18 protein-coding genes are annotated in these 22,204 nt (G+C 70.6%); 12 read left to right on the top strand and 6 right to left on the bottom strand.

The genetic code is table 11. The features are described 5' to 3' along the window. Window positions 1-24 precede the first annotated feature (24 nt). From xdhB to BM43_RS27425, 4 genes are all read left to right on the top strand, one after another. The gene (gene xdhB, locus BM43_RS27410; protein ID WP_036048075.1) at window positions 25-2,385 is read left to right on the top strand and encodes a xanthine dehydrogenase molybdopterin binding subunit; all 2,361 of its coding nucleotides are present in this window, start codon (window positions 25-27) and stop codon (window positions 2,383-2,385) included. Continuing rightward, complete coding sequence (xdhC, locus tag BM43_RS27415) at window positions 2,382-2,990, top strand: xanthine dehydrogenase accessory protein XdhC (protein WP_036048074.1); 609 nt, start codon at window positions 2,382-2,384, stop codon at window positions 2,988-2,990. The genes xdhB and xdhC overlap by 4 nt, the downstream gene beginning before the upstream one ends. Before the next feature lie 123 nt (window positions 2,991-3,113). Beyond that, on the top strand, window positions 3,114-3,932 hold the full coding sequence (locus BM43_RS27420) for a substrate-binding domain-containing protein (protein WP_230676232.1): 819 nt from the start codon (window positions 3,114-3,116) through the stop codon (window positions 3,930-3,932). A 100-nt stretch (window positions 3,933-4,032) separates the two neighbouring features. Next, window positions 4,033-4,449, top strand: a complete 417-nt coding sequence (locus BM43_RS27425) for a polyketide cyclase (RefSeq protein WP_036048073.1) — start codon at window positions 4,033-4,035, stop codon at window positions 4,447-4,449. Between the two features lie 12 nt (window positions 4,450-4,461). On the opposite strand, the gene BM43_RS27430 is transcribed toward BM43_RS27425, so the two are convergent. From BM43_RS27430 to BM43_RS27440, 3 genes are all read right to left on the bottom strand, one after another. Then, entirely contained in the window at window positions 4,462-5,448 is a 987-nt protein-coding gene (locus BM43_RS27430) for a LysR family transcriptional regulator (protein ID WP_013696806.1), read from the bottom strand. Window positions 5,449-5,555: 107 nt separating this feature from the next. Then, the gene (locus BM43_RS27435) at window positions 5,556-6,194 is read right to left on the bottom strand and encodes a 2-hydroxychromene-2-carboxylate isomerase (protein WP_036048071.1); all 639 of its coding nucleotides are present in this window, start codon (window positions 6,192-6,194) and stop codon (window positions 5,556-5,558) included. A gap of 100 nt (window positions 6,195-6,294) precedes the next feature. Then, window positions 6,295-7,791 (bottom strand): TAXI family TRAP transporter solute-binding subunit, encoded by a 1,497-nt coding sequence (locus tag BM43_RS27440; RefSeq protein ID WP_036048070.1) that lies wholly within the window; start codon window positions 7,789-7,791, stop codon window positions 6,295-6,297. 423 nt (window positions 7,792-8,214) lie between these two features. Here BM43_RS27440 and BM43_RS27445 point away from each other — a divergent pair, with 423 nt between their 5' ends. Beyond that, window positions 8,215-8,571 carry a BON domain-containing protein gene (locus tag BM43_RS27445; protein WP_036038124.1) on the top strand — a complete coding sequence of 119 codons (357 nt, stop codon included), beginning with the start codon at window positions 8,215-8,217 and terminating at the stop codon, window positions 8,569-8,571. A gap of 235 nt (window positions 8,572-8,806) precedes the next feature. Here the strand turns inward: BM43_RS27445 and BM43_RS27450 are convergent, their stop codons facing one another. Further along, a complete protein-coding gene (locus BM43_RS27450; protein WP_036048068.1) occupies window positions 8,807-9,595 on the bottom strand; it encodes a sulfite exporter TauE/SafE family protein in 789 nt (262 codons plus the stop codon). Between the two features lie 172 nt (window positions 9,596-9,767). On the opposite strand from BM43_RS27450, the gene BM43_RS27455 reads away from it, so the two are divergent. The 4 genes from BM43_RS27455 to mnmH all read left to right on the top strand — a co-directional run bounded on the left by BM43_RS27455 (window position 9,768) and on the right by mnmH (window position 17,358). Beyond that, window positions 9,768-10,679 (top strand): LysR family transcriptional regulator, encoded by a 912-nt coding sequence (locus tag BM43_RS27455; RefSeq protein WP_036048067.1) that lies wholly within the window; start codon window positions 9,768-9,770, stop codon window positions 10,677-10,679. Between the two features lie 609 nt (window positions 10,680-11,288). Continuing rightward, entirely contained in the window at window positions 11,289-14,057 is a 2,769-nt protein-coding gene (locus tag BM43_RS27460; RefSeq protein WP_036048066.1) for a beta strand repeat-containing protein, read from the top strand. 356 nt (window positions 14,058-14,413) lie between these two features. Then, window positions 14,414-16,135 carry a dihydroxyacetone kinase subunit DhaL gene (dhaL, locus tag BM43_RS27465; protein WP_036048065.1) on the top strand — a complete coding sequence of 574 codons (1,722 nt, stop codon included), beginning with the start codon at window positions 14,414-14,416 and terminating at the stop codon, window positions 16,133-16,135. 170 nt (window positions 16,136-16,305) lie between these two features. Next, the gene (mnmH, locus tag BM43_RS27470) at window positions 16,306-17,358 is read left to right on the top strand and encodes a tRNA 2-selenouridine(34) synthase MnmH (protein WP_036048063.1); all 1,053 of its coding nucleotides are present in this window, start codon (window positions 16,306-16,308) and stop codon (window positions 17,356-17,358) included. A gap of 137 nt (window positions 17,359-17,495) precedes the next feature. On the opposite strand, the gene BM43_RS27475 is transcribed toward mnmH, so the two are convergent. Next, on the bottom strand, window positions 17,496-17,966 hold the full coding sequence (locus BM43_RS27475) for a MarR family winged helix-turn-helix transcriptional regulator (protein ID WP_025098730.1): 471 nt from the start codon (window positions 17,964-17,966) through the stop codon (window positions 17,496-17,498). A 372-nt stretch (window positions 17,967-18,338) separates the two neighbouring features. On the opposite strand from BM43_RS27475, the gene BM43_RS27480 reads away from it, so the two are divergent. The 3 genes from BM43_RS27480 (at window position 18,339) to groL (ending at window position 21,055) form a co-directional block, all read left to right on the top strand. Further along, the gene (locus tag BM43_RS27480; protein WP_013696816.1) at window positions 18,339-18,695 is read left to right on the top strand and encodes a BON domain-containing protein; all 357 of its coding nucleotides are present in this window, start codon (window positions 18,339-18,341) and stop codon (window positions 18,693-18,695) included. Window positions 18,696-19,068: 373 nt separating this feature from the next. Beyond that, a complete protein-coding gene (locus BM43_RS27485) occupies window positions 19,069-19,362 on the top strand; it encodes a co-chaperone GroES (protein WP_025098731.1) in 294 nt (97 codons plus the stop codon). 52 nt (window positions 19,363-19,414) lie between these two features. Next, complete coding sequence (gene groL, locus BM43_RS27490) at window positions 19,415-21,055, top strand: chaperonin GroEL (protein ID WP_013696819.1); 1,641 nt, start codon at window positions 19,415-19,417, stop codon at window positions 21,053-21,055. 145 nt (window positions 21,056-21,200) lie between these two features. On the opposite strand, the gene thiD is transcribed toward groL, so the two are convergent. Then, entirely contained in the window at window positions 21,201-22,067 is an 867-nt protein-coding gene (thiD, locus tag BM43_RS27495) for a bifunctional hydroxymethylpyrimidine kinase/phosphomethylpyrimidine kinase (protein WP_013696820.1), read from the bottom strand. Window positions 22,068-22,204: the final 137 nt, after the last annotated feature.

The raw sequence follows: 22,204 nt of genomic DNA on the forward strand, positions 1-22,204 counted from the left end.
GCCCGAGGATACGGAGACTTCATCATGAATCAGCAAGCCGAACCGTTCCTGCAGGATCTCGATTTCCGCCAGGTCCATGTCTCGCGTCCGCATGAATCCGCGCACCTGCACGTGAGCGGACGCGCCACCTATACCGACGACATCCCGGTCGCCGCCGGCACCCTGCATGCCGCGCTCGGGCTCAGCAGCCAGGCCCACGCGCGCATCGTCTCGACCGACCTGGAGGCGGTGCGCGCCACCCCGGGCGTGGTGGCGGTATTCACCGCCGACGACATCCCCGGCGTCAACGACTGCGGCCCGATCCTGCACGACGACCCGGTGCTGGCCGACGGCCTGGTGCAGTTCGTCGGCCAGCCGATCTTCATCGTGGTCGCCACCTCGCACGAGGTGGCGCGGCTCGCCGCGCGGCGCGGCAAGATCGAATACGAGGCGCTGCCGGCGATCCTCACCGCGCAGGAGGCGCGCGCCGCGCAGTCCTACGTGCTGCCGCCGATGCGCCTGGCGCGCGGCGATGCCGCCGCGAGGGCCGCCGCGGCCGCCTTCCACGACGCCGGCGAGATGACGCTGGGCGGCCAGGAGCAGTTCTACCTGGAAGGCCAGATCGCCTACGCGGTGCCCAAGGACGACGACGGCATGCACGTGCACTGCTCGACCCAGCACCCCAGCGAGATGCAGCACCTGGTGGCTCACGTGCTCGGCGTGGCCTCGCACAACGTGCTGGTGGAATGCCGGCGCATGGGCGGCGGCTTCGGCGGCAAGGAATCGCAGTCGGGCATCTTCGCCTGCTGCGCGGCGGTGGCGGCCTGGAAGCTGCTGTGCCCGGTCAAGCTGCGTCCCGACCGCGACGACGACATGATGATCACCGGCAAGCGGCACGACTTCCATTACCGCTACGAGGTCGGCTACGACGCGAACGGGCGCATCGACGGCGTGTCGGTCGACATGACCTCGCGCTGCGGCTTCTCGGCCGACCTGTCGGGCCCGGTGATGACGCGCGCGGTCTGCCATTTCGACAATGCCTACTGGCTGCCCGACGTGACGATCGCCGGCCATTGCGGCAGGACCAACACGCAGTCGAACACCGCGTTCCGCGGCTTCGGCGGCCCGCAGGGCGCGTTCGCGATCGAGTACATCATCGACAACGTGGCGCGCTCGCTGGATCTCGATCCGCTCGACGTGCGCTACCGGAACCTCTACGGCAAGGACGCCGACAACGTCACGCCCTACGGGCAGACCATCGAGGACAACGTGCTGCACGAGCTGCTCGGCGAGCTCGAGGCGACCAGCGGCTATCGCGCGCGCCGCGCCGCGGTGCGCGAGTTCAACGCGGCCAACACGGTGCTGAAGAAGGGCATCGCGATCACGCCGGTCAAGTTCGGGATCGCCTTCAACGTCGCGCACTTCAACCAGGCCGGCGCGCTGGTGCATATCTATACCGACGGCTCGATCCTGGTGAACCATGGCGGCACCGAGATGGGCCAGGGGCTCAACACCAAGGTCGCGCAGGTGGTGGCGCATGAGCTCGGCGTCGCGTTCGGCCGGGTGCGGGTGAGCGCCACCGATACCAGCAAGGTCGCCAATACCTCGGCCACCGCCGCCTCGACCGGCTCGGACCTGAACGGCAAGGCCGCCCAGGATGCCGCGCGCCAGTTGCGCGAACGGCTGGCGAGCTTCGCCGCCGAGAAGCTCGGCGAGGGCCGGCTGGCCGCCTCGGAGGTGCGCTTCGTCAACGACACCGTCTGGCTCGGCGACACCGCGCTGCCGTTCGGCGAGGTGGTGGCCAAGGCCTACCTGGCGCGCGTGCAGCTGTGGTCCGACGGCTTCTACGCCACGCCCAAGCTGTACTGGGACCAGGCGAAGCTGCAGGGGCGGCCGTTCTTCTACTACGCCTACGGCGCGGCCGTCAGCGAGGTGGTGATCGACACGCTGACCGGCGAGATGCGGGTGCTGCGCGTCGATGCGCTGCACGACGTGGGCGCCTCGCTGAACCCGGCGCTCGACAAGGGGCAGGTGGAGGGCGCCTTCATCCAGGGCATGGGCTGGCTGACCACCGAGGAGCTGTGGTGGAACGCGGGCGGCAAGCTGATGACGCATGCCCCCTCGACCTACAAGATCCCGACCGTCAACGACACGCCGCCCGAGTTCAAGGTCGAGCTGTTCCGCAACCGCAACGTCGAGGACAGCATCCACCGCTCCAAGGCGGTCGGCGAGCCGCCGCTGCTGCTGCCGTTCTCGGTGTTCTTCGCGGTGCGCGACGCGGTGGCGGCGGTCGGCGACTATCGCGTGCAGCCGCCGCTGAACGCGCCGGCCACCGGCGAGGCGATCCTCAAGGCGGTGCAGGCGGTGCGTGCCGCGCGCATCGAGGCCGAGGGGGCGCGCACATGAACCCGTCCGCTCGCCTCGCGACGCCGGCGCCGCTGGCCGGCCGGCAGCGCGGCGCGGTTGCACGCCCGGCGCCGATGCACGTGGTGCTGTTCGGCGCCGGCCATGTCGGCCATGCGCTGGTCGCGCTGCTCGCGCACCTGCCCTGCCTGGTGCAATGGGTCGACACGCGCGACGAGTGCTTTCCCGACGAGGTGCCGCCCAACGTGCAGCCCGAGCCGACCGACACGCCTGACGCGGTGGTCGACGCGGCGCCGCCGGGCAGCTGCTTCCTGGTCATGACGCACAACCACGCGCTCGATTTCGCGCTGGCCGAGCGGATCCTGCGTCGCGACGACTTCGCCTACTTCGGCATGATCGGCTCGCGCACCAAGCGCGTGAAGTTCGAGCGGCGGCTGATCGATCGCGGCGTCGCGCCCGAGCGCGTGGCCGACATGGTCTGCCCGATCGGCGTGAACGGGATCGTCGACAAGGCGCCGCCGGCGATCGCGGTGGCGGTCTGCGCCGAGCTGCTGCAGGCCCGCAATGGCGCCGCGCGCGCCTGGCGCAAGCCGACGGCGGCCGTTCCGGCCGACTTGTCGGGTGCCTTGCTGCTCGGCGATATCTAGGCCGGCGCGCTCGGGCCGGCGCTTGTCATGCCGGCGCAGCCGCCCCTTTTCAAACCCGCGCATTTTCGCGAAGATAGCCGGCACCTTTTCCAGACACCGCCCCGACGGCTGCTTCCGACAACAATGCCCAAACATCCCGATTCCCCGCGCGGCCGTGCCGTGCCCGCTACTCTCGCCACGCTGACGCTGGGCCTGGCCGCCGCCCTCGGCGGCGCGATCTCCTCCGCCGGCGCCGCCGAGCTGCACGTGATGAATTCCGGCGGCTTCACCGCCGCCTACCAGCGCCTCGCGCCGAAATTCACGGCCGCCAGCGGCGACACGCTCGACATCATCTACGGCCCCTCGATGGGCGAGACCCCGCAGGCGATCCCGAATCGCCTCGCGCGCGGCGAGCCGGCCGACGTGGTGATCATGGTCGGCTACGCGCTCGACAAGCTGATCGCGGCCGGCAAGGTACGCGCCGACTCGCGCGTGGAGCTGGCCGATTCGCGGATCGGCGCGGTGGTGAAGGCCGGCGCGCCGGTGCCCGATGTCAGCACGCCCGAGGCGCTCAAGGCCGCGCTGCTGGCCGCGCCCTCGGTGGCCTACTCGGACAGCGCGAGCGGCGTCTATATCGAGCGCGAGCTGTTCGAGAAGCTCGGCATCGCCGCGCAGATGAAGCCCAAGGCGACCAAGGTGCCGCGCGTGCCGGTGGCCTCGAAGGTGGCCGACGGCACCTATGCGCTGGGCTTCCAGCAGGTCGCTGAATTGCTGCCGGTGCAGGGCGTGAGCTTTGCCGGGCGGATTCCCGAATCGCTGCAGTCGGTGACCCGCTACGCGGCCGGCATTCCGGTCGGCGCGCAGCATCCGGCCGAGGCGCGCAAGCTGCTGGAGTTCCTCGCCTCGCCGGCCGCGCGCGCCGACGTGGAGGCCACCGGGCTCGATCCGGTTGCCGCGCACTGAGCCGAGCGCAGGCTTCGCCGCATTCCTGCTATCGTCTGTCGTACCCTTCAACCCCAGGCGGCCGCCTCGCGCGGCCGCTTGTCTTTTCCGTGGACTGCCGATGCGCGATTGCGCTTCCTACTTCGACATGATCGCGGCGAGCTGCGCCGAGATCGAGGCCTGGCTGGCCGGCACCGATCGCGGCGAGGCCGCGCTCGACGCGCTGATGGCGCGCTTCGCGCCGTCCTTCACGATGGTCGGCACCGACGGCTCGCAGCTCGACCGGGCCGCCACGCGCGCGCTGTTCGCGCGGCTGGCCGGCGTCAAGCCGGGGCTCGCGATCAGCTTCTCGGCGATGCGCGTGATTGCCGCCTGGGACGGCGGCGCGGCGATCGGCTATGACGAGCACCAGCGCGATGCGAGCGGCCCGCTGCGCTCGCGGCGCTCGACGGCGGTGCTCGCGCGCGAGGCGGGCGACGGATCGGCCGGCAGCGAGATCCGCTGGGTCCATCTGCAGGAGACCTGGGTCACGGCCTGATTTGCGGCCTGATCAGGCCTTGGCGCGCGATGAGCGTGGCTGGCGCGGCTTGCGCGCGGCGGTCAGCGAATCGGAGACCGATTGCACCAGGGCGCGCAGCCAGGCGAGGTCGGTGGGCCGGTCCGGCTGCGGATGCGCGAGCTGGTAGCACTGAATGCGCGGAAACGGGATCGGCGGCTCGGCGATCACCAGCGGCAGCATCTGCGCGTAGTGGGTGGCGAAGCGGCGCGTGGTGGTGAAGATCAGGTCGGATTGCAGCAGCACCTGCGGCACCACGCCGAAGTAGGGCAGGGTCGCGACGACGCGGCGCTCGAGCCCGGCGCGCGCCAGCCCGATCTCGATCGCATTGCGCGCCGCGCCGGTATAGGGCGTGGGCGCCAGGTGCGCCGCCGCCGCGTAGGCTTCGCGGGTGAGCGGCGCGTCGGCCAGCGGGTGCGTGTCGCGCATCAGGCAGACCACCGTGTCCGAGAACAGGCTGCTGCGCACGAAGCGCGGGTCCGGCCGCGGCCAGTTCGCGATCACCAGGTCGAGCTCGCCCGAGTCGAGCGCGGCGGCGTGGTCGAGCGCCGGATTCAGCGAATCGATCTCCAGTTGCGCGAGCGGCGCCGCCTCGCGAAAGCGCGCGATCAGGGTCGGCATGAAGAAATCGTTCAGGTAGTCGGGCGCGGCGATCCGGAAGCGGCGGCGCGAGCTGGCGGGATCGAACTCGCCATGCGGGGTGGCGATGAAGTCGACCTCGCGCAGCGCGCGCTGCGATGCCTCGAGCAGCGAGGCGCCGTATTCGGTCGGCACCATGCCGGACTTGCCGCGCACCAGGATCGGATCGTTGAGGATCTCGCGCAGCCGTCGCAGCGCGGTGCTGACCGCCGGCTGGGTCTGGTTCAGGCGCAGCGCCGCCTGGGTGACGCTGCGCTCCAGCAACAGGGTGCGCAGCACCCGCACGAGCCAGATGTCGAGCGAGGCGGTGCGGCTGTCGGCGGTATCGTCGTCGGGAGGCATCGGCGGGAAGCGGGGGGCGTCGCGCCTACGATACCGGAGCCGCTCGCGCGCGCGGCCAGGCACGCGCTATGCGCAGTATCAGGGCGGCGCGCTTGGGCGCGCGTGCGTCAGTGCCGGCCGGGCGGCAGCGTGCTGATGCGCTTCACTTCCTTCGATTCGAGCCAGTTCGGCGTGCGCGCGCAATACAGCACCATCGGTAGCGCGTCCTCGCCCCAGAACAACTGGCGGTTCATCCAGAAGGTTGGCACGCCGAACACGCCGAGCGCGATCGCGTCCCGCGTATTGCGCTCGAGCTGTTCGCGGGTCTGCGCCGAATCCAGGCGCGGATCGTCGGGCGTCACGCCCACCCGTTCGCAGAGCGCGGCGAACCCCTCCTCGCTGGTCGGGTCGCGCCCTTCGCGCCAGATGAAGCGGAACATCTCGCGCACCGTGGCGAGATCGGCCGAGATCGCCACCGCCAGCCGCAGCACCTGGGTCGAATCGAAGGGATGCGCGGGCGGCATGCGGAACGGGATGCCGAGCTGGTCGGCGCGGAACAGCGCGTGGCGGTAGGTGAACACGCGCTTGGCCGGCACGTCGTACATCGGACGCTGGCCCCAGTGATGCTGCAGCACCGGCAGCGAGACCGGCACCGGCTCGAACGGCATGCTCGGCCACTTGTCTTGCTGCTCGAGCAGCAGGTACGTGAACGGCGACAGGAAATCGTAATACCAGCGCGGCTGGCTGGCGTCGTGGCCCACGGTCATCTAGCAATCTCCTGTGCAAAGGCGCGGGGCCGCTGGGCCCACGAGCCGTCATGGTACGCAATGGCGAGCGCGATTGCAGCAATCGCGGCGGGATGGCCGCTCAGGCGTCGCCCCGTGCCGGGCCCGGCGCGGCGGGGAAGGCCGGCACGGCATCGCGCGCGGGGCCGGCTTGGGAATCGACCGCGGAATCGGCCTCGGGTCCGGTCGTCGTTGCATCCGGCTGCCCGGCGGCGCCCGCCGCGCCGCGCGTGTCGTCCTGCGCGAGCAGGCGCTCGCGCACGAAGCCGATGTGCTCGCGCAGCACGTAGAACTGTCCCGCATAGGCGAGCGGCATCTTCATCCGGTTGACCGAATCCTCCACGTCGTCGAGCTTCTCGAGCAGCACCAGCCGGTCGCGCGGCGACAGCTCGCCCAGCGCGCTGCGCTCCAGCGTGATCAGCGCGCCGTACCAGCGGTAGATCCGCGAGCGCACGCGCCAGCCGTACAGCAGCGGCACGAAGCGCAGGCCCGGGATCAGCACCACCACCAGCGGCACCACGATCACCAGCAGCCGGTCGACCAGGCTCGCCACCCAGAACGGCAGTTGCCGGTACAGGAAGGTCTTGCCCGACTTGTAGTAGCGCGCGGCGTCGTCGGACAGCGGGATGCTGCTGTGCGTGACGGGCGAGGGAAATTCGCCGGCGCGCTGCAGGATCGTCGAATGACCGTGCACCTCGCGCGCGGCCTCGATCAGCAGGTCCGAGAGTGCCGGGTGCAGCGAGTCGCGCGCGATCAGCTCGACGGTCGGCGAGAGCGTATGGATGTTGGTCGAGGGCAGGTTGGTACCGGGGTCGTAGACGCCCATCGGCAGCGTGATGTCGGTCAGGTAGGAAAGCCGGCGCGCATAGGCCTCGGCCTGGGCGAACGAGTAGAAATGGATGCCGGGTGCGCGGAACAGCTTGGCCATCACCGGGATCTGGGTCGAGTCGCCGGACAGGAAGGCCGCGTCGATGCGGCCGTCGAGCAGGGCGTGGGCGGCATCCTCGCCGGCCAGCGGCAGCAGGTTGGTGGCGCCGCCCGGCACGATGCCGTTGAGCTTGAGCAGGGCCAGGCCGAGCTCGTGCGAGCCGCTGCCGTCGGGGCCGAGCGCGAGGCGCTTGCCGCGGAACTGCGAGAGCCGCTCGATCACCGGGCCGCGGTAGAGGATCGCGATCGGCACGTAGCCGACGCTGCCCAGCGACACCAGTTGGTCCGACTGCCCCTTCTGCTCCACGCCGCTCTGCACGAAGGCGACGTCCACGTGCTGGGCCGGATCGAGCAGGCGCTGCAGGTTCTGCGCCGAGCCTTCCGAAGGCAGCACCTCCAGCGTGATGCCGTTCTTGGCGAGGATGTGCTTGTACTTCTGCGCGGCTGACCAGTTGGTGCTGCCGGGCGGGCCGGCCGAGAGCGTCAGGTGGGTGGGCGGGGCCGGCTGGATCAGCCGGATCGCGAGCCAGATCGCCGCGGCGCCGAGCAGCAGCGCGGGGCCGAACGACATCGCGAGGTCGCGCCACGACACCGCGACGAAGCGGGCCAGGATCCGGTGCGGGCGACGGGAGCGGGGCGAACGGTCGTTCATCGGCTTGGATGCGGGGGCGGGATGGCGCGACGCGTCGCGGCGCGCCGGAATGGCTGCGATGGTACCCGAGTTCGCCGGCGCTGCGGCACGCCCGTGGCGGGATTCGGGAAGGTCCGGATGGCCCGGCGGGGCGGGGTTGATCCGGAGCGCAAATCCTTTGCGCTTCGCGTGCCGCTGGATTACATTGTGCGTCGCAGCCGCACCCTGTCCGTCGCGGCGCGACCCGGCGTGAAATTCGAGCAGACCGGGCGCGCGTCGGAGCCGGTCCGGCAGTCCGGCCCGCCGCGCGCGCGCCGGGCGAACGCAGCGCCTCTCGCATGCTCCGTGAAAACGTCGGCCGACGGCATTCGTCGCCGGCCGTTGACTGGGGGTAGTGCGGCCGCCTTTTCGGTGCGGCCGTTTCCGGAATCACAAGGAGAAAACATGAAGTCGATCGTGTGGAAGGCACTGGGTAGCGCGGTGGTGGCAGCGCTGGTTTGCGGCAATGTCTATGCGCAGGCGAGCGATGCCGCCGCCGGCGCCTCGACGCCGGCCGCCGCGAAGGCCGCCAAGAAGGCGGCGCGCAAGGACAACCGCAAGCTCGGTTACGCGGTGCGCAAGGCCATCACCAAGGCTGGCGGCATCGACGTGTCGAACATCACCGTCCGCTCGAAGGGCGGCGCGATCTCGCTGCAGGGCACGGTGCCCGACGCGTCGCAGATCGACAAGGCCGGCGAAGCCGCCAAGGGCGTGGCGGGCGTCACCTCGGTCGACAACAAGCTGACCGTGCAGCAGCAGTAAGCCTCCCGCGCGGGGCGGCCGGGCCGCTCCGCCTGCGCATCCGGCGCCGTGCCCGCCTGGGCGGGCGCCGGCTCTCATTCAGGCCTCGGCCTTCCCTGCAGTTTTCTTCCCGCGTGGATCCCCTCGGGGCGCAGTACCCGCCCACGCTTCCCGCCTGGTTTCCCCTCGCTTCCGTCCCGCCAGCCTTTCGCTTGCCCGCGGACGTTCGCGCGCCTTGCCGCCTGCCGTGCCTGCCTCAGGACGTCACCAGCTTGAGCCCGACCAGCACCAGCGTGGCGGCCAGCACGTTGCGCAGCAGCCGCTCGGGCGCGCGCGCCGACAGATGGCTGCCGGCCACGATGCCCGGCAGGGAGCCCAGCAGCAGCGAGACCAGCATCGACCAGTCGACCGAGCCGAGCAGCCAATGGCCCATTCCGGCCACCAGGGTGAGCGGCACCGCGTGCGCGATGTCGGAGCCGACGATGCGCGTGGTCGCGAGGGTCGGGTAGAGCAGCAGCAGCACCGTCACGCCGATCGCGCCGGCGCCCACCGAAGTCAGCGAGACCAGCACGCCGAGCACCACGCCGGTCAGCACCGTCAGCGCGATGGTGCGCAGCGGATTGGGGGCGAGCGCGTGGCGCGAGGCGAAGGCGGCCAGCTGCGGGCGGAATACCAGCGCCACCGAGGTCAGCAGCAGCGCGGCGCCCAGCACCACCTCGATCAGCCGGTTGGTGGAGGCCGCGCCGAAGCCGTGCGCATGCAGCATCCACAGCGTCACGGCGGCGGCCGGCACGCTGCCCGCCGCGAGCCGGCCGGTGATGCGCCAGTCGACCGTGCCCTTGGCGCCGTGCACCAGGGTGCCGGTCGCCTTGGTGGCGGCCGCGTAGAGCAGGTCGGTGCCGACCGCGGTGGCCGGATGCACGTTGAACAGCAGCACCAGGATCGGCGTCATCAGCGAGCCGCCGCCGACCCCCGTCAGGCCGACCAGGAAGCCGACGAACAGGCCGGAGACGGTGTACAGCAGATCGATATGGGGAAACGACATCGGCGGGGCTCGGAAGGTTGTGCGCGGGTCGGAACCCGGCATTGTCTCAAAACTGGCGCGTCAGCGTGGGAATCGCCGTCGCGGCGGCGGGGCCGGACCCGCATGCGCGCGCCGTGCATCGTCGCGGCCGGCTGCTATGCTGGTTTGACGATCGTCGCGGGAGGGCATCTCGATGGACCGTCTGAGCGCCATGGAAACATTCGTCGCCGTCGTCGAGGCCGGCTCGTTCGCGGCGGCTGCGCGCCGGCTCGGGCTCGGCCCGGGCGCGGTCTCGCGGGCGGTGGCGGGGCTGGAACGGCAGGTCGGCGTGGCCCTGCTTTCGCGCGGCCCGCGCGGGCTCGCGCCGAGCGAGGCCGGCCAGCATTATTACGAGCGCGCGCGCCGCCTGCTCGACGACGCGCAGGAAGCGGAGCAGGCCGCGCGCGGCGTCGGCGGGGGCCTGACCGGGACGCTGCGGGTGCTGGTGGCGGGCAGCTTCGCGCGCCTGCACGTGCTGCCCGCGATCCAGGGGTTCCTCGACGATCATCCCGATCTCACGGTCGAGCTGCTGCTCGACGAGCATCGTGCCGACCTGGCTGTCGAGCGCGTCGACGTCGCGTTGCGGATCGGCCATGCCGCGGGCGACGGCATGGCGGCCTCGCGCAAGATCGGCGAGAGCCCGCGGCGGGTGGTCGGTTCGCAGGCCTATCTACGGCGTGCCGGGCTGCCGCGCACGCCCGAGGATCTGGCCCGGCACCAGGTGGTGGTGCTGGACCGGCGCGCCGGCGGCGCGACCTGGAAATTCCGGCGTCACGGCACCGAGTTGGCGGTGGAGACCTCGGGCCGGCTGCGCGTGCGCGAGGCCGAAGGCGTGCGCGCCGCGGCGCTGGCCGGGCTGGGCCTGGCGATCGGCTCGGAATGGCTGTTCGCCGACGCGCTGCGTGACGCTCGCCTGGTTAGCGTGCTGGATGACTGGACGCTGCCGCCCGTCGAACTGTGGGCCGTGTTTCCGGCGGGGCGTCTCGCACCATCGCGCGCGCGGGCCTTCGTCGCCTTCGTCGAGGCGATGCTCGGCGTGGCGGCCGCCTCGCGTGCTGCCGCCTGAGTGCTTCGCGCAAGGGCGGGCGGCTTTATTGATCCGACGATAACGTTGGAAGTTTAAGAAAATTCAATTCGCCGATTTGAATTGGCGGAGCCTGATCGCGTCGATTATCGTGATTGAGGTGGTGGCGATGATTGAAACGTATGTTCGGTTGTTTATTTAAAAAATAATTCTATTCGGTCACGGATTTTTTATTGATGAATGAACTGCGATCGCACTGGGCGGGCGCTCGGGAGATGGCGGCTGGCCTCGATGCGGAGCGGGTCAAGCCTCGTGCATGAGCAGATCTTGATGAATTATTTGTGAGAATTCCAGGAAAAGACCTGTAATTTCTTACGGGAATTTGGTCGGCCTGGATTCGAATCGTTACGCGCGCCGGGCGTAACGTTCCATTCGCTTGTTACGTTACGCGAACGATTTCTCGATGCGTAGCGCAAGGCCTGTTCGTCGTCGCGAATTTGCTCTGACGATATTTGGCAGTCCAATCCCGGCAATTTGTTCGACGAAACGCGCAGTTGTCGATTGCGCCGATGCGTTGGCACGGACCCTGCAGTGCAGTCTGCCGCATGACCGCTTTACCCGACGGCAAGACCAACTGACATGGGGTCACAAATGAAACAACACTTCAAGTTGTCGAGCATCGCGCTTTCGGCGGCGACGGCATTCGGTCTCGCGGCGGCAGCGCCGGCGATGGCCGATGTCGGCAACATCGTCACCGGGCTGGGGGCCAATCTGAATCTGAACAGCTCGCTCAATGCGAGCGGTGCTTCGCTGGGCGCCCTCGGCAGCCTGGCCGGCACCTCGCTGGGCGTGAATGCCGCGCTCAACCCGAGCGTGGGCGCCGAACTCAGGCTGACGGCCAATGGCGCCACCATCCTCGATCTGTCGCTGGGCAACGCCATCGGACCGCTCAAGTCCTCGCTCGGCGGCCTGGTGAGCACGGTCGAGGGACTCGCGCAGAACACGCCGCTGGCCGGCGTGATCAGCGGACTGCAGACCGTCGTGACGAATCCCGCCGGCGCGTTGACGGGCGTGCTCAGCACGGCGACCGGCGCGCTATCGACCGGCGCGGGCGCCCTGACGGGCGGCCTCGGGGCCGTCACGACCGGCCTCGGCACGGTGACGAGCACGGCGGCCGGTGCCCTGTCGGGCGGCGCCACGGCGCTGGCCGGCGGCCTCACCACGGTGGCCGGCACGGCCACCGGCGCGCTGACCACGGGGTTGGGCACCGCGACGGGGGCGTTGTCGAATGGCCTGGGCGCCGCGAGCGGTGCGCTTTCGGCCGGCGCGGGCGCGCTGGCGGGTGGACTCGGCGCGGCCTCGGGCGCGCTCGCTTCGGGCGCCGGTGCGCTGGCCGGCGGCCTGGGCGCGGCGGCGAGTGGCCTGAACGCGGTCGCGGGCACGGTCGTCAGCGGCTTGTCGACGGGGCTGGGCACGACCACCGGCGCGCTGACCACGGGCCTCGGCGCCGCGACGGGCGGCCTGTCGAATGGCCTGGGCGCGGTGTCGGGCGCGCTGGCATCGGGTGCTGGTGCGCTGGCCGGTGGCCTGGGTGCCGCGGCGGGTGGTTTGAATACGGTGGCCGGCACGGTGACGAGCGGCCTGTCGAATGGACTGGGTGCCGCGACCGGTGCGCTGTCGAGCGGCGCGGGCGCGCTCGCCGGTGGTCTCGGCGCCGTCGCTGGTGGCCTGGGTTCGGCGACGAGCGGGCTGAACACGGTGGCTGGCACGGTGACGAGTGGCCTGTCGAGCGGTCTGGGTGCCGCGACGGGCGCTTTGTCGAGCGGCGCGGGCGCGTTGGCCGGTGGTCTCGGCGCCGTCGCTGGTGGCCTGGGTTCGGCAACGAGCGGCCTGAACACGGTGGCCGGCACGGTTGCTGGCGGTCTGTCGAATGGCCTGGGTGCCGCGACCGGTGCGCTGTCGAGCGGCGCGGGTGCGCTCGCCGGTGGTCTCGGTGCAGTCGCGGGCGGTCTCGGTTCGGCGACGGGCGGCCTGGGCGCGGTGACCGGAACGGTCGTCAGCGGCCTGTCGACCGGCCTCGGTACTGCCGCCGGCGCGCTGTCGGGTGGCGCCGGCGCGGTGGCGGGCGGTCTGTCGAGCGGGCTTGGCGCGGTCTCTGGCGTGCTGGGCACGGGCGCCTCGTCGCTGGCAGGTGGCCTGACGACGGTCGCCGGCACTGCAACGGGCGCGCTGAGCGGTGGTCTGGGCACCGTCGCCGGTGCGCTGTCGAACGGCGCGGGCGCGCTGGCCGGCGGCCTCGGCGCGGCGACGGGCGGCCTGTCGACGGTGGCGGGCACGGCAGCCGGTGCGTTGTCGAGCGGCGCGGGCGCGCTGGCCGGCGGCCTCGGCGCGGCGGCGGGCGGCCTGTCGACGGTGGCGGGCACGGCAGCCGGTGCGCTGTCGAACGGCGCGGGCGCCTTGGCCGGCGGTCTCGGCGCGGCGACCAGCGGCCTGAGCGCGGTGACCGGCACGGTGGCCGGTGCGCTGGGCACCGGCGCCACGGCGCTGAGCGGCACGGCCGGCGCACTGGCCAGCGGCCTCGGCACCGGCGCGACGGCGGTTTCGGGCGCGCTCGGCGCCGGCGCGAACGCGTTGTCGGGCGGCGTCCAGGCAGTCGCGGGCGGCTTGGGCACCACCACCACGGCGATCACCGGCCTGGTCGGCAGCGTCAATCCGGCCTCGGCCGTGACGGGCGTGCTGGGCGCGGCGACCTCGGGCCTCGGCAATGCGACCACGGCGCTCACCGGCGCCCTGGCTTCGGTGCCGACGGCAGCAGTCACCGGCGTGGTCAACGCGGCCTCGTCGGGCGTGAGCTCGGCGGTCGGCGGCCTCGGCACGGTGGCGGGCACGGTCGCCAGCACCGCGCCGGCGGCGGTGACGGGCGTGGTCAACGCGGTCACCGGCGTGGTCGCGAGCAACCCGATCGCCCCGATCACGGCATTGGTGGGCAACCTGCAGACGGCGCTGCCGGTCTCGACGGTGACGGGCGCGGTCTCGACGGTCGCGAACACGGTAACGGGCACGCTGTCGAGCGCGGCGCACACGGGCCTGGCCGCCACCACGGCGCTCGGCACGGTCGGCGCGACGCTCGCCTCGACCACCGGCGCCACGCTCGGCAACGTGGCGAGCACCGGCGCGGCGACGCTCGGCACGGTCGCCAACACCGGTGTGAGCACGGTGGCGGCGGTCGGCAACGTGGCGACGCAGACCATCGGCGCGGTCGGCGCAGCCTTGCCGGGCATCGCGATCACGCCGTCGTCGGGCGGCGCGTCGGGCTCGGGCACGGGTACCGGCACGGGCGGCGCGGCGGGCGTTGGTACGCTGCTCTCGCCGGTGACCTCGCTGGTCACGACGCTGGCCGGCGTGGTGCCGCACAAGTAAGCGGGCGGCCTGCCGCCAGGGCGGGCCGGCGCGTCGAGGCAGGCGCGCATGGCTCGACCGTCGCGGCGGATATCGGCAACAAGGACGGCACGACTCCGGTCGTGCCGTTTTTTTGCGCGCCCGCGTGCCATCGCTGCTGCCTGTCATCAGGGGAACTCGCTGCCGGCGCAGCTTACGAACCGGCGTAAGCACAACGTTTGTGCGGCACCGCGCCGCGCGCGAACGTCCTATAGTGACGCACGCCCGCGCGAGCGCGGCCCGTGGCGCACCCGAGCCCGGGCGCCGCGCCGCCCGCATGCGCTCCCCGCGCCGACCCTGGAGACGAACGGGAGCGAGACTCCCGGAGGACCTGCCGAATGAAGAAGCTGATCAACGATGTCGAACACGTGGTGCCCGACCTGCTGAACGGGCTGGTCGCGCTCAACCCGCATCTCGCCCTGCTCGCCGGCCGCACCATCGTGGTCCGCGCCGACGCGGCCGAGGCTGCCTCGCGCGGCGAGGTCGCGCTGATATCGGGCGGCGGCGCTGGTCACGAGCCGGCCCATGCCGGCTACGTGGGCGCCGGCATGCTGAGTGCGGCGGTGGCGGGCGAGGTGTTCACCTCGCCCTCGGTCGACGCGGTGCTCGACGCGATCCGCGCGGTGGCCGGGCCGGCCGGGGTGCTGCTGATCGTCAAGAACTACACGGGCGACCGGCTCAATTTCGGGCTCGCGGCGGAGATCGCGCGTGCCGAGGGGATCGACGTCGAGACCGTGATCGTCGCCGACGACGTGGCGCTGGCCGCGCGCGGCGAACATGCGGGGCGGCGCGGCCTGGCCGGCACGGTGCTGGTGCACCGTATCGCCGGCGCGGCCGCGGCGGCCGGGCTGCCGCTGGCCGAGGTGGCGCGGCAGGCGCGCGAGGCCGCCGCCGCGCTCGGCACGATGGGCGTGGCGCTGTCGCCCTGCACGGTGCCGGCCGCCGGCACGCCCGGTTTCACGCTCGGCGAGCGCGAGATCGAATGGGGGCTCGGCATCCATGGCGAGGCCGGCGTGGAGCGCGCCGAACTCGAATCGGCCGAGGCGGTGGCCGCGCGGCTGATCGCGCGCATCGCCGAGGACCTGGCCCTCGAGCGCGGCGCGCGCGTGGCGCTGCTGGTCAACAATCTCGGCGGTACCCCGCCGGGCGAGCTCGATATCGTCGCCGACGCGGCGCTGCGGGCGCTGGCCGCGCGCGGCGCGGTGGTGGAGCGCGCCTGGGCCGGCACTTTCCTGAGCGCGCTCGAGATGGCCGGCATCTCGCTGAGCTTGCTGCGTGTCGACGAGGCGCGTCTTGCCGCGCTCGACTCGCCGACCGAGGCGCCGGCCTGGCCGGCGCGGGCCGGCCGCGTGGCGCCGCAGGAGAGCAGGCCGGTGCCGGCCGCGCCGGAGGCGGCGCGGCGCACGCAGGGTGAGGGCGCGCGGCTCGCGCGCGACGCGGTGCTGCGGCGCGTGATCGAGGCGGTCTGCCTGAAGCTGCGCGAATCCGAGGCGCTGCTCACCGAGATGGACCAGCGGGTCGGCGACGGCGATCTCGGCATCAGCCTGTCGCGTGCGGCGCAGGCGATCGAGGCCGAGGCCGGCGGCTGGCCCGACGCGGCGCGCCCGGGCGCGGTGCTGCGCGCCATGTCGGCGACGCTGCGGCGCGTGGTGGGTGGCACCTCGGGCCCGCTTTACGCGGCGATGCTGATGCGCGCGGCGGCCAGCCTCGACGCGGCCGCCCGGCCCGATGCCTCGGCCTGGGCCGATGCCTTCGTGGCGGCGGTCGAGGGCGTCAGCGAGATCGGCGGCGCGCGGCCCGGCGATCGCACCATGGTCGACGCGCTCGACCCGGCCGCGCGCGCGATGCGCGCCGCGCTCGACGCGAACGGCGGCAACCTGCGGCAGGCGCTCGACGCGGCCGCCGCGGCCGCGATCGAGGGCGCGGCCGGCACCGCCACCCTGCTGCCCCGGCGCGGCCGCTCCAGCTATCTCGGCGAACGCGCGCTCGGCCATCCCGATCCCGGCGCGCATGCGGTCGGCCTGTGGCTCGCGGCGATCCGCGACGCGCTGCGCGACTGAGTTCGAACCCGATCCCGGCCCGCCCGTGCATGGTCAGGCCGGCCCTGGCGAGATCGCGCCCGGGCCGGCCCGCCGGCAGCCGCGCGACCGGGCCGCGCAGGGCGCGTCGGGCGCGCATGCGATAATCCGCGGCTGTCTGCTGCCCTTCGCGCCGCGCGCGCCTGTCCGCCGTGAATCCCTTCCTTGTTCCGCTGTCCCGCGTCGACGAGTTCGACGAAATCATCGACGTGCGCACGCCGCTCGAGTACGCGGAGGACCATATTCCCGGCGCGCTGAACGCCCCCGTGCTGAGCAACGACGAGCGCGTGATCATCGGCACCATGTACAAGCAGGTCTCGCCCTACGAGGCGACGCGGGTCGGCGCGGCCTGGGTGGCGCGCAACATCGCCGCGCACCTGGAAACCACCTTCGCCGACCGGCCGATCAACTGGCGCCCGCTGATCTACTGCTGGCGCGGCGGCAAGCGCTCGGGCTCGATGACGTCCTGGTTCAACCTGATCGGCTGGCGCGCGCGGCAGCTCGACGGCGGCTACAAGGCCTATCGCCGCTGGGTGGTGGATGAGCTCGACGAACTGCCGGCGCGGCTGCGCTACATCGTGCTGACGGGGCGCACCGGCAGCGGCAAGACGCATCTGCTCGGTGCGCTGGCCAGGGCCGGCGCGCAGGTGCTCGATCTCGAGGGCCTGGCCGTGCATCGCGGCTCGCTGCTGGGCGCCTTGCCGGGCGCCCAGCAGCCCACCCAGAAGGGTTTCGATACCTCGCTGGTGCTGGCGCTGCGCGGCTTCGATCCGGCCCGGCCGGTGTTCGTCGAGGCCGAGAGCCGCCGCATCGGGCGCATCAGCTTGCCGGATCCGGTGCTGGCCGGCATGCACGCGGCGCGCTGCGTCGCCGTCGAGACCGCGCGCGAGGATCGCGTGGCCCTGCTGCTGCGCGACTACGGCCATCTGTTCGACGACCCGCTGGCGTTCCGGCAGCAGCTCGCGCGCCTGACCGAACTGCACGGCCATGCGCGGATCCGCGACTGGCAGGCGCTGGCCGAGGTCGGCGCGCGCGGCGAGCTGTTCGAGTCGCTGATCGACCAGCATTACGATCCCGCCTACACGCGCAGCAGCCATGCTGCGTTCCGCCAGATCGCCACCGCCACCGCCTTTGCGTTCCGGCCGATGGCGGCCGAGGACGAACTCGCCGCGCAGGCGCGCGCGCTGCTCGAACTGCTGGGCTGATTCGAGCCATGTGGTGAGCCTGGCCGAGGGTTCGCCGGTGGCGTGTTACATAAGACCGATCTATCTAGCCAGGCGCGAGCGAATGACGTTTCGGTCTCCCTATCGATCGAGCATCTCGACCAGTCACGGCGACGTGCTTATCCCGCGCGACGCGGCAGCGTGCCCGCCAGCTCCATCAGCGCACGGGCGCCGTGCTCGCCGAGCTGCGCCTTGGCGCGCGCCTGCGCCGCTTGCCAGGCCGAGGCGGCCTCGCGCAGCAGCGCGTTGCCGCGCTCGGTCAGCGACAGCAGGCGGATGCGGCGGTCGCCCGCCTCGCGTGCTTCCTCCACCCAGCCCTGCGCGATCAGCGGCTGCAGGTTGCGGGTCAGCGTCGAGCGATCGTGCTGGTTGCTGCGACCCAGGTCGGAGCGCGTGAGCGGGCCGAGATCGACGATCAGCACCAGCAGCGAGAACTGCGGCGCGTTGATGCCGAACGGCCGGAACGCGTCGTCGTAGATCGCGGTCAGGAAGCGGGAGAGTTGCCGTGTGCGTGTAAACAGGCAGTCGCGGGCGATCTCGCTGCTGATTGGGCCGGCGGGGAAGGCCGGGGAGAGCTTGGGTTCCGTCATGATCGAGTCCGTAGGGCGAGCGACGGCGCATGCCGCGCGATCGATGACGGTATTGGAGCGCGCCGACGTATCCGGCTTGTGCCGGCGAGGCGCGTTTTCTGTATGGCCGTGTGTCTGGCGCCCGCGCCGGATACGTTGTGATACAAAAGCCGGGCGGTTCGCGGCCGACGGGAGGGCGCGGGGCGCGGCCGGGCTATCCGAAGGTAGGTATTGCCATGGCCGTTCGTATGGGCGCGGGGCACCGAAGGTTCGATGGAGCGGGGACGGGCGGCGCCCTATGCTGTCTACCAGCGCGAATCGGCCTCGATGGGCCCTACGCGCGACGTACCACGCCATTACAACCCACCGCAGGTCCATTCACAGGTGATTGCCATGACCCTCAGCAAACCGATCCTCGCCGGCGCCGTCGCCGTACTGATGATCTCCTCGACCGCCTTCGCCCAGTCCGGCGACGCCACGACGCCGACGCGCCAGCAGATCCGCGCCGAGATGAAGGCCGAGAAGGCCGCCAATCACGCGCTGGCGAAGAAGGTGCGCCAGGCCTTCGACAAGTCGAGCGACCTGAACGACACCGAGATCGTGGTGTTCTCGAAGGCGCGTACCGGCAAGGTGATCCTCGCCGGCATGATCATGGACCCGTCGCAGGACCAGATCGCGCAGGACATCGCCGCCAAGGTGCCGGGCGTGCAGTCGGTGGACAGCAAGCTGAGCGTGTACGAAGCGCACTGAACACGCGGCCGGCCAGTCGGCTCGACTCGAAACCGACGGGCTTCTGGCCGGCCCGCCAACTTCGTTTCCTCGAACGGATTCGATTTCCCTGCCGGCGGGTGCCGGCGATAGCCGTGCCGCGCAGCACCACGCAGCGCCGGAACCGGCGCCCGTCATGCCTCCTCTCAATGGGGCGCGATCGACGCGGGGAAAATATTCTCCGCATCGTTAAATATTTGCATAAAAAAACCTCGCTCCCCCGTTCTTGAATTTGTCAAACCTCGTCCATATAATTAGCACTCGCTGCACGAGAGTGCTAACAATTCGCCGGTGGGCGACAGCCCGTCGGCATCCTTGTGTACTTCAGTCCCATTCAAGAAAGAGAGGAGTGAACATGAACCTTCGTCCTTTGCACGATCGCGTGATCGTCAAGCGCCTGGATCAGGAAACCAAGACGGCATCGGGCATCGTGATCCCCGAAGCCGCCGCTGAAAAGCCGGATCAAGGCGAAGTGCTGGCGATCGGCCCGGGCAAGCGCGACGACAAGGGCGCCCCGATCGCGCTCGACGTGAAGGTTGGCGATCGCGTCCTGTTCGGCAAGTACGCTGGCCAGTCCGTCAAGGTCGACGGCCAGGAACTGCTCGTGATGCGCGAAGAAGACATCATGGCCGTGGTCAACGCGGCGTAAGCCCGCGTAACGCTTCCCAGCGAATCCATTCCAGAATCCAAGGAGTTAGAAGATGGCAGCTAAAGACGTCGTGTTCGGCGATTCCGCCCGCTCGAAGATGGTTGAAGGCGTGAACATTCTCGCCAATGCAGTGAAGGTCACGCTGGGTCCGAAGGGCCGCAACGTGGTCCTCGAGCGCTCGTTCGGTGGCCCGACGGTGACCAAGGACGGCGTGTCGGTCGCCAAGGAAATCGAGCTGAAGGACAAGCTCCAGAACATGGGCGCGCAGATGGTCAAGGAAGTCGCTTCCAAGACCAGCGACAACGCCGGCGACGGCACGACGACGGCAACCGTCCTCGCGCAATCGATCGTTCGCGAAGGCATGAAGTACGTCGCATCGGGCATGAACCCGATGGACCTGAAGCGCGGCATCGACAAGGCCGTCGCCGCTGCGGTGGAAGAGCTGAAGAAGATCAGCAAGCCCTGCACCACCAACAAGGAAATCGCGCAAGTCGGCTCGATCTCGGCGAACAGCGATTCGTCGATCGGCGATCGCATCGCTGAAGCGATGGACAAGGTCGGCAAGGAAGGCGTGATCACGGTCGAAGACGGCAAGTCGCTGGCCGACGAGCTCGACGTCGTCGAAGGCATGCAATTCGATCGCGGCTACCTGTCGCCGTACTTCATCAACAACCCGGACAAGCAAGTCGCCGTCCTCGACAACCCGTTCGTGCTGCTGCACGACAAGAAGGTGTCGAACATCCGTGACCTGCTGCCGGTCCTGGAACAAGTCGCGAAGGCCGGCCGTCCGCTGCTGATCATCGCCGAGGACGTCGAAGGCGAAGCGCTGGCCACCCTGGTGGTCAACAACATCCGCGGCATCCTGAAGACCGTCGCCGTCAAGGCTCCGGGCTTCGGCGACCGTCGCAAGGCGATGCTGGAAGACATCGCGATCCTGACCGGCGGTCAAGTGGTTGCGGAAGAAACCGGCCTGACGCTCGAGAAGGCCACGCTGGCCGAGCTGGGCCAGGCCAAGCGCATCGAAGTGGGCAAGGAAAACACCACGATCATCGATGGCGCCGGCGAAGCCGTGAACATCGAGGCGCGCGTCAAGCAAGTGCGCGCCCAGATCGAGGAAGCCACCTCGGACTACGATCGCGAGAAGCTGCAAGAGCGCGTTGCCAAGCTGGCAGGCGGCGTGGCCGTGATCAAGGTCGGTGCCGCGACCGAAGTCGAAATGAAGGAAAAGAAGGCACGTGTCGAAGACGCACTGCACGCCACGCGCGCAGCTGTGGAAGAAGGCATCGTGGCCGGTGGCGGCGTCGCGCTGATCCGCGCTCGCACCGCCATCGCCGCTCTGACCGGCGCCAACGCCGACCAGAACGCCGGTATCAAGATCGTGCTGCGCGCCATGGAAGAGCCGCTGCGCCAGATCGTCACGAACGGCGGCGAAGAAGCCAGCGTCGTGGTCGCCGCGGTTGCCGCCGGTTCGGGTAACTATGGCTACAACGCCGCAACGGGCGAGTACGTCGACATGGTCGAGGCTGGCGTGGTCGATCCGACCAAGGTCACGCGCACCGCGCTGCAGAACGCCGCTTCGGTGGCCGGCCTGCTGCTGACGACGGACGCAGCGGTTGCCGAGCTGCCGAAGGAAGATGCTCCGATGCCTGGCGGCATGCCCGGCGGCATGGGCGGCATGGGCATGGACATGTAATCGACTTCGGTCGATCGCATCGACGGGCGCGCAGCGATGCGCGCCCGGTCCTGCAAAACAAAAAACCCGCAGTGATGCGGGTTTTTTGTCGTTTACGGCTGGCGGCGGCTTGCGGTCCCCGGGCGGGGCCGGCCCGCCGTCGGCCTCAGTGCCGCGAGGCGCCGAACGGCGGCGCGGCCGGCGCGGCGGGCTGGGCCTGCGCGGCCTCCTCGTTGCTGCGTGCCCAGAAGAAGCGGTCGGGCACCCAGGCACCCATGCCGGGCCGGAACGCATCGCGCGCGGCCTGGTAGAGATATTCCTGCGCCTCGCGCACCGCCTCGGGCGGCTCCTGCCCGTTCGCGAGCAGCGCCGCGATCGCCGTGCCGAGCGTGTCGGTCACGCCCATCAGCCGGTGCGGCGTGCGTTCCCAGAGATCCTGCCGGATCTGCCCTTCCTCGCCGTACAGCGTATTGACCAGCCGGTGTGTGCCGGTCTCGGTGGCGAGGATGTATTCGCAACCTTGCGAGAGCAGGTGGGCGATCGCTGTGTCGAGATTCGGCGCCTCGGCGTCGCCGTCGGGCTGGGCCAGCGCGATCAGGGTGGCGTGGTCGGCCACCAGCAGTGTGGTCTGCGGCGCGAGCAGGTCGGCGATCGATTCGCGCAGGTCGTCGGCGGCCAGCACATGCTCGTCGTCGAGCGTGAAGTCGGGGGCCAGCACCAGCGGCACGCCGTCGTAGTCGGCGACCACCTCGGCGATCGCGCTGACCACCTCGGCGCGCGCGGTGGCGCCGATCTTGAAGGCGGCCACCGGCATGTCCTCGAGCAGCATCCGCGCTTGCGCGACCACCGTGTCCGGGTCGAGACCGGTCACTTCATCGCAGGACGCCGAATCGCGAACCGTGTAGCCGGTCAGGACCGTGGCGCCGTGGCAACCCATGCTCGCCAGCGTCAGCAGGTCCGCCTGCAGGCCGGAGCCGCCGGTGGGATCGGACAGACCGAAGGTGAGAACGATCGGAGGGGCGTTGCTGGACATGAAAAATCGGGGAAAGAGAAGAACGATCGGGCGGCGCACCACCTGGGTGCGCCTTGCCGGTCATTATGCGTTGGAAACCTGTGCATGAAGTGTTTTTTTTAACGCAATGCAATGTGTGGCGGGCGTTTGCGGCGGAT

Source organism: Burkholderia gladioli (assembly GCF_000959725.1).
Taxonomy (GTDB): domain Bacteria; phylum Pseudomonadota; class Gammaproteobacteria; order Burkholderiales; family Burkholderiaceae; genus Burkholderia; species Burkholderia gladioli.

Coding starts and splice junctions, on each gene's coding strand:
- BM43_RS27420 (WP_230676232.1), top strand. CDS start 3,114: ATGCCCAAACATCCCGATTCCCCGCGCGGCCGTGCCGTGCCCGCTACT.
- thiD (WP_013696820.1), bottom strand. CDS start 22,067: ATGTCCAGCAACGCCCCTCCGATCGTTCTCACCTTCGGTCTGTCCGAT.
- BM43_RS27450 (WP_036048068.1), bottom strand. CDS start 9,595: ATGTCGTTTCCCCATATCGATCTGCTGTACACCGTCTCCGGCCTGTTC.
- dhaL (WP_036048065.1), top strand. CDS start 14,414: ATGAAGAAGCTGATCAACGATGTCGAACACGTGGTGCCCGACCTGCTG.
- BM43_RS27435 (WP_036048071.1), bottom strand. CDS start 6,194: ATGACCGTGGGCCACGACGCCAGCCAGCCGCGCTGGTATTACGATTTC.
- groL (WP_013696819.1), top strand. CDS start 19,415: ATGGCAGCTAAAGACGTCGTGTTCGGCGATTCCGCCCGCTCGAAGATG.
- BM43_RS27425 (WP_036048073.1), top strand. CDS start 4,033: ATGCGCGATTGCGCTTCCTACTTCGACATGATCGCGGCGAGCTGCGCC.
- BM43_RS27440 (WP_036048070.1), bottom strand. CDS start 7,791: ATGAACGACCGTTCGCCCCGCTCCCGTCGCCCGCACCGGATCCTGGCC.
- BM43_RS27480 (WP_013696816.1), top strand. CDS start 18,339: ATGACCCTCAGCAAACCGATCCTCGCCGGCGCCGTCGCCGTACTGATG.
- xdhC (WP_036048074.1), top strand. CDS start 2,382: ATGAACCCGTCCGCTCGCCTCGCGACGCCGGCGCCGCTGGCCGGCCGG.
- xdhB (WP_036048075.1), top strand. CDS start 25: ATGAATCAGCAAGCCGAACCGTTCCTGCAGGATCTCGATTTCCGCCAG.
- BM43_RS27455 (WP_036048067.1), top strand. CDS start 9,768: ATGGACCGTCTGAGCGCCATGGAAACATTCGTCGCCGTCGTCGAGGCC.
- BM43_RS27460 (WP_036048066.1), top strand. CDS start 11,289: ATGAAACAACACTTCAAGTTGTCGAGCATCGCGCTTTCGGCGGCGACG.
- BM43_RS27430 (WP_013696806.1), bottom strand. CDS start 5,448: ATGCCTCCCGACGACGATACCGCCGACAGCCGCACCGCCTCGCTCGAC.
- BM43_RS27485 (WP_025098731.1), top strand. CDS start 19,069: ATGAACCTTCGTCCTTTGCACGATCGCGTGATCGTCAAGCGCCTGGAT.
- BM43_RS27475 (WP_025098730.1), bottom strand. CDS start 17,966: ATGACGGAACCCAAGCTCTCCCCGGCCTTCCCCGCCGGCCCAATCAGC.
- BM43_RS27445 (WP_036038124.1), top strand. CDS start 8,215: ATGAAGTCGATCGTGTGGAAGGCACTGGGTAGCGCGGTGGTGGCAGCG.